The following is a 6,835-nucleotide window of genomic DNA, read 5'->3' as shown; positions in this document are numbered from 1 at the left end:
GTGGCTTACCGATGTGACGGAGTTCAAATACTATGTCGGTTCGGTCATCAAGAAGTTGTATCTGAGTGCAATTCTGGATCTTTATGACAGACGCATCGTAGCTTACAAAATCGGTGACAGCAATAACAATCATCTTGTATTTTTCACATTTGACAAAGCGATAGAACACAATCCTGATGCCCACCCGATCTTCCACAGTGACAGAGGTTTTCAGTATACCAACAAAACATTTCACAAAAAACTTGTAGATGCAGGAATGATACAGAGTATGTCCCGAGTCGGAAGATGCATAGATAACGGACCGATGGAAGGCTGGTGGGGCGTTATGAAATCCGAGATGTACTACCTTCGTAAGTTTACAGATAAAACCAGTCTGATCGCAGCGATTGAAGAATACATCAGATACTACAACACTGGTCGGTATCAAATCAAACTGAACAGCATGACACCGATGGAGTTTCACCAGGCGTATGCTGCGTGACCGGGCGCCGCGGCATTTCACTTTCTTCGTTCGTCGCTACGCTCCTCACTACGAAAGTGAAATACCAATTACTGCTAACAAATAGCAGCCTGCACATATTGCACAGACTGCTTTTGGTCACAACATAGAATATTTTTGTTTTTTGCGCTGTCTACTTGACAGGGGACGGGTCAATATGGACGGGCTATCCGTTTTCGTGTATCTAAGTAATTTAACTATTACTTTATAGTAACAGTCACAGCATTTTTGATAGCGTTAGCGGTATCCCACTTGCCGTTAACTCTTGCGGCAATAGCGACTTTGTAGGTCTTGCCGGGGGTGAGACTCTTGGGAGTAGTGTAAGAAGTGGAAGTGATTTCCTGATCCTGAACTTTCCACTTTCCTGCCAGATATACAGCGATGCCGTATTTGTCGGCACCTTCAACTTTATCCCATGTGAACCTTACCTGGTGGTATTCTTCGCTGTATTTCACATTTATTTTAGTGGGATAAGTTGGCGTATTTTCCTGTTCGATAGGTAAGCGCTTATAGGTGTTCTTGCCCTCGTTTACTATAACGGCATATTTTCCATCGCCGCTTACAACGGTTAAAGGAGTTTTGGAATTGACCCAACCCTCTCCGTTGATCAGCTCAGCGGTTTCTTTGATCTTTTTGAAATTCTCGCCGAGAGAAATGGTTTTCAGACCGCTACAATTCGCGAACATACCACTCATATTTAAAACCTTTTTTGTATTAAAATTACTCAGATCAAGATTTGTCAGACCGGAACATTTCATGAACATACCTGCTGTATTTTTCACCTTGCTTGTATCAAAACCGCTTACATCGAGTGAGGTCAAAGCAGAACAATAAGAAAACATATTTTTCATACTTGTAACACTGCTGGTGTCAAATCTGCTAACATCAAGATCGGTCAGTTCATAACAACTGCCGAACATTTCATCCATACTTGTAACACTGCTGGTATCAAATCCGCTTACATTAAGTATGGTCAAGCCTGAACAACCAGCGAATATACCGCTCATATTTGTGACCTTGCTTGTATTGAATCCACTTATGTCAAGTTCAGTCAGATTATAACAATTGTAGAACATATTACTCATATCAGTAACATTGCCGGTATCCAAACCACTCAGATCATATTCAGAAAGTTTGAAACACTCAGCGAACATTCTGCTCATATTTGTAACATTGCTTGTATCAATACCTTCCAGATCGATCGCGGTCAGGTTGAGACAGCGCCAGAACATTGAATCCATATTTTTGACCCTGCTTGTATCCGCCTTTGTAAGATCGACGAAAGTACAATTTCTATAATTATCACAGAATAAATAAGAACAATCTTCAGGAAGAACCGTTCCATCTTCAGCTATGATCGATTTTACATCTCTCGCTGAGAAGTCAGCTCGAAATATTGTATCACGATCGATCTTACCTTTAAGTTTAAGAACGCCTGTCTTTTCATCAAAAGAATAATTGGATGTTTCAACAGAGTCAGCCTGCGCGGATATATCCTGTGATATAACAGGCGCACCATAGCTTACTGCACCTGATACCATACATAGTGACATTACTATTGCTAAAAAACGTTTTACCTGCATTTTTATTTCCTCCGAATTTTTGTGCATTGAGTTTGATAAACATCAACTTTTTTATTATATCATGCACCAATGTTGTTGTCAATGTTTTGATGTTTTCTTTAGATAATTTGTGCTTCTGAACGACTTTTTTTCTGTGAACACTTCATCATATCGATTCATAAAAATACACTTCAACATATTCCTGTTTTTTTGAAACAGCCACAGCAACTTCATCAATGATTTTCAAACATTAAAAACTAATTTATTCAGAATCACCAAAGCAAAACCATTCAAAGTGTGCGGTTATACGAAAATGAAATATTTTGAATGAAAATGATTGAAATCTCTTGACTATGTTGATTGAATGTGATATATTTACATCAGAAACAGTCAAAGCCATTCAAATTCAAGCACAAGAGGTGAACGATAATGCTGACTGAGGAAAGACATTCAATAATCTTAAATTCAGTTAATTCAAACAAAAGTGTCAAGCTGAGCGAACTTTGTGAGCTGCTGAATGCTTCTGAATCTACAGTAAGGCGGGATCTTAACACTCTTGCAGAAAAGGGGCTGCTTGTAAAAGTACACGGCGGTGCGATCTCGGTAAATGACTCATTTGTATTTGAAGAACAGGATGTTGAAAAAAAGTCAAAGCTGTTCAACGAGGAAAAATTGGCTATCGCGAGATATGCAGCTTCGCTTATCGATGACGGAGATTTCGTATTCATCGATGCGGGTACTACAACCGAAAAGATGATCGATTTTATTCCCGACAAGAATGTGACCTTTGTGACCAATGCTTTTATCCACGCAAAAAAGCTGGCTCAGAGGGGATTCAAGGTGTTTATTCCGGCGGGTGAGATAAAGCTGGCGACCGAAGCTATCGTAGGCGCGGAATGTGTGAGCAGTCTGCAAAGCTACAACTTCACAAAGAGCTTTATCGGCGCAAACGGCATTTCCCTTTCGGGAGATATCTCTACACCCGACAGAAACGAGGCAAGCATCAAAACTGCGGTGATAAGGAACAGCAGAACGGTCTACATTCTTGCAGATCACTCCAAATTCGAGCAGATAACGTCAGTCACTTTTGCCGATCTGGGACGCGTAATGATAATAACCGACAAGCTACGTGACAAGAATTATCTGTCAGCTACAAACATCAAGGAGGTAATGTAATATGATATACACGGTAACATTTAATCCTGCGATAGATTATGTTGTCCGCATGGACGATCTGAAACTGGGCGAGGTGAACCGTGCTTCATACGAGGCAATGTTCTTCGGCGGCAAAGGAATAAACGTTTCGATCGTACTGAACGAGCTTGGTATCAAGTCCAGAACCCTTGGATTTACAGCAGGCTTCACAGGTGAGGCTATCGAAAACGGGTTAAGATCAATGGGAATCGATGCGGATTTCGTTAGACTCGAAAAAGGCAATTCACGCATCAATGTAAAGATCAAAGCTAATGAAGAGACCGAGATCAACGGTCAGGGACCTCACATCGATGACAATGCCCTCACCTCACTTTTCGAGAAACTTGACAATCTGAAAGACGGCGATACACTGATACTTGCAGGAAGTATCCCCAACAGTTTGCCTTCCGATATATACGAAAAAATCATGCAGCGGCTTTCGGGAAGAAATATCAAAACCGTTGTGGACGCTACAAAAGATCTCCTGCTGAACGTTCTGAAATATAAGCCCTTCCTTATCAAGCCAAATAATCACGAGCTTGGTGAGATGTTCGGCATAAAACTCAGCACCATCGAAGAGATAGAAGAATATGCCAGAAAGCTACAGGAAAAAGGTGCACGTAACGTGCTGATATCCATGGCAGGCGACGGCGCACTTCTTATTGACGAAAACGGCAAAACTCACATCAGCGGAGTTTGCAAAGGCATCGTGAAAAATTCCGTGGGCGCAGGCGATTCAATGGTGGCTGGCTTTGTGGCTGGTTCACTAGACGGCAATTACGAATATGCGCTGAAACTCGGAACAGCCGCAGGCGGTGCAACGGCATTCTCGGACGGTCTTGCTACAAAAGAAAAAATAACGGAACTTTTGAATACACTTTAGATATTCTGACAGAAGGAGGAAAATTTTATGAAAATAGTTGATTTGCTAAGTAAGAACAGCATACAGCTTGGCGCTTCACCGAAATCAAAGCCCGAAGCGATAGATATGCTTATCGACCTTCAGGTCAAAGGCGGCAACATCGCCGACAAGGAAGCATACAAAGCAGGCATTCTTGCAAGAGAAGAAAAAGGTTCTACAGCAGTTGGTGAAGGCATCGCTATCCCCCACGCCAAAAGCGATGCAGTAAAGGCTCCTTCTCTGGCGGCTATGACAGTTCCCGATGGTGTTGATTATGAAGCTCTCGATGACGAACCTTCAAATCTGCTGTTTATGATAGCCGCACCTAATGACGGCGATGTTCATCTTGAAGTTCTTTCCCGCCTTATGACTATCCTCATGGACGAAGATTTCAGAGAAAAACTCCTGGGCGCAAAGGACGCAGATGAGTTCTTGAAGATAATAGACGATATGGAAAAGGAAAAATATCCCGATGAGCCTAAAGTTGAAAAGACTTCGGCTAAGGGTTACAGAGTGCTTGCAGTTACAGCCTGTCCCACAGGTATAGCTCACACATATATGGCTGCCGAAGCGCTGGAAAAAGCAGGCAAGAAACTGGGCATAACAATAAAAGTCGAAACAAACGGCTCTGGCGGCGCTAAGAATGTTCTCACTAAAGAGGAAATCGAAAACTGCGACGGTATAATAATTGCAGCGGACAAAACGGTTGAAATGGCTCGTTTCAACGGCAAGAAAGTAATAAAGACCAAAGTATCCGACGGAATAAAGATACCCGAAGAGCTGATAAACCGCATTGAAGCAGGCGATGCTCCCGTATATCATCACGAGGGCGGTGCAGACAACAGCAGTTCAGCTTCCGGCAACGATGAAAACTTCGGCAGAAAACTGTATAAGCACCTGATGAACGGTGTATCACATATGCTTCCTTTCACGGTAGCGGGCGGTATCTTTATAGCTCTGGCATTCCTGATAGATTCTCTGGGCGGAGCACCTCAGGACGGCAACTTCGGTACACATCTGGCAGCTGCGGCATGGTTCAAAACTATCGGCAACTATGCTTTCCAGTTCATGATACCGATACTTGCAGGATATATCGGATTGAGTATAGCTGACAGACCCGGACTTCTGGTAGGTATGGCAGGCGGCGCGATGGCAGGTGCAGGCGCAACATTTGCAAACCCCGGCGGAGATGTTCCCTCAGGTTTCCTCGGAGCTCTGCTGGCTGGATTCCTCGGCGGTTTCCTTATGCTCGGTCTTGAAAAGGCTTGCAACGGTCTGCCAAAATCCCTCAACGGTATCAAGCCCGTACTTATCTATCCTCTTGGCGGACTTGGAATAGTTGCTATCATGATGTGTGCAGTCAACCCGATAATGGGTCTGCTGAACGAAGGACTGGCAAACTTGCTAACCAATATGGGCAGCTCCAGCAAGATACTTCTCGGCTTTGTACTCGGTGCGATGATGTCCATAGATATGGGCGGTCCTTTCAACAAGGCAGCATATGTATTCGGCACAGCAGCTATAGCTTCGGAGAATTTCGATATCATGGCAGCCGTAATGGTCGGCGGAATGGTACCTCCTATTGCAATAGCTCTCGCAACTACTTTCTTTAAAAACCGCTGGACAGAAGAAGAACTCAAAAACGGTCCTGTTAACTACATCATGGGACTCAGCTTTATAACAGAGGGAGCTATACCCTACGCAGCAGCTGACCCCACAAGAGTTATCCCCTCCTGCATGATAGGCGCAGGAACAGCAGGCGCTCTTTCGATGGCATTCAACTGCACACTCAGAGCACCTCACGGCGGTATATTTGTATTCCCCGTTGTCGGCAATCCCATACAGTATATTCTGGCACTTGTTATCGGTTCGGTAGTAGGAATGTTCATGCTTACACTTCTTAAAAAGAAGCAGCCTAAGGCAGAATAACACATCGGTCGTGTGATATAATAATCATTGAATATTTTTGTAAAGGAGTGACCATATATGGTATCGAAAAAAGTTGAGATCGTAAACGCAGAGGGTATGCACATGAGACCCGCAGGACTTATTGCAAAAGCAGTAAAGGCTCACCCTGACAGCGAAGTTATACTTAAAGCCGAAGGCAAAGACATCAAGGCTAAAGCAGTAATGCAGATAATGGCAGCAGGTCTGAAAAAAGGCACTGAAGTCGAGATAGTGGTAAACGGCGGAGATGAACAAGCAGTACTTGATGAGATCGCTGCAATGTTCGAGGACGGCTTCGGCGAATAAAACGATATGATCTGAGCCTATACTAAATTTAAATAATCCTCTGAAAAAAATAGATAGTAGATAAACTGGGGCTGTTGCATGCCCCTGCACCAAAAAAGCGCCTGACACAACGAAAATGATATAATCCCCTTAGAGTAGACACACGAAAAAACAAAAATCGTGTAAAACTCTAGGGGGTTATTTTATGTCACGAAGAAAACTGACAGATGAAGAAAGAATTCGAGCAGTGCAAGAATATCTTTCAGGAAAAGGGAGCTATGCATCAATAGCCAAGAAATATGGGGTTACAAAAGAAACGTTTAGACAAATGGTAGTTTTCGCAAAAACAGATGGAATAGAATCGGTCAGGATCAGCCATACAAACAAACGGTATTCTGCGAAAACTAAGTTGAAAGCAGTAACTGAATATCTTGACTGTAAAGGAAG

Annotated in this window: 7 protein-coding genes; 6 read left to right on the top strand and 1 reads right to left on the bottom strand. The window is 43.1% G+C overall.

Going from position 1 to position 6,835, the window contains the following annotated elements; genetic code table 11:
• Positions 1-481: IS3 family transposase (locus BMY75_RS17300; RefSeq protein WP_139199922.1), on the top strand; the 481-nt coding region annotated here is incomplete at its 5' end.
• A gap of 218 nt (positions 482-699) precedes the next feature.
• Here BMY75_RS17300 and BMY75_RS17295 read toward each other — a convergent pair.
• Complete coding sequence (locus BMY75_RS17295; RefSeq protein ID WP_074836442.1) at positions 700-2,082, bottom strand: BspA family leucine-rich repeat surface protein; 1,383 nt, start codon at positions 2,080-2,082, stop codon at positions 700-702.
• Positions 2,083-2,490: 408 nt separating this feature from the next.
• Here BMY75_RS17295 and BMY75_RS17290 point away from each other — a divergent pair, with 408 nt between their 5' ends.
• The 5 genes from BMY75_RS17290 to BMY75_RS17270 all read left to right on the top strand — a co-directional run.
• Positions 2,491-3,237 carry a DeoR/GlpR family DNA-binding transcription regulator gene (locus tag BMY75_RS17290; protein WP_074836440.1) on the top strand — a complete coding sequence of 249 codons (747 nt, stop codon included), beginning with the start codon at positions 2,491-2,493 and terminating at the stop codon, positions 3,235-3,237.
• A gap of 1 nt (position 3,238) precedes the next feature.
• Entirely contained in the window at positions 3,239-4,138 is a 900-nt protein-coding gene (gene pfkB, locus BMY75_RS17285; protein WP_074836438.1) for a 1-phosphofructokinase, read from the top strand.
• A 27-nt stretch (positions 4,139-4,165) separates the two neighbouring features.
• Complete coding sequence (locus BMY75_RS17280; RefSeq protein ID WP_074836437.1) at positions 4,166-6,085, top strand: PTS fructose transporter subunit IIABC; 1,920 nt, start codon at positions 4,166-4,168, stop codon at positions 6,083-6,085.
• Between the two features lie 57 nt (positions 6,086-6,142).
• On the top strand, positions 6,143-6,409 hold the full coding sequence (locus tag BMY75_RS17275) for an HPr family phosphocarrier protein (protein WP_074836435.1): 267 nt from the start codon (positions 6,143-6,145) through the stop codon (positions 6,407-6,409).
• 184 nt (positions 6,410-6,593) lie between these two features.
• A partial coding sequence (locus tag BMY75_RS17270) for a transposase (protein ID WP_139199920.1) occupies positions 6,594-6,835 on the top strand: 242 nt, incomplete at its 3' end.

The organism is Hominimerdicola alba (genome assembly GCF_900109655.1).
GTDB classification, from domain to species: Bacteria; Bacillota; Clostridia; order Oscillospirales; family Ruminococcaceae; genus Hominimerdicola; species Hominimerdicola alba_B.
Note: the sequence above shows the minus strand (reverse complement) of the source record. Positions and strands in the feature narration are given on the sequence as shown.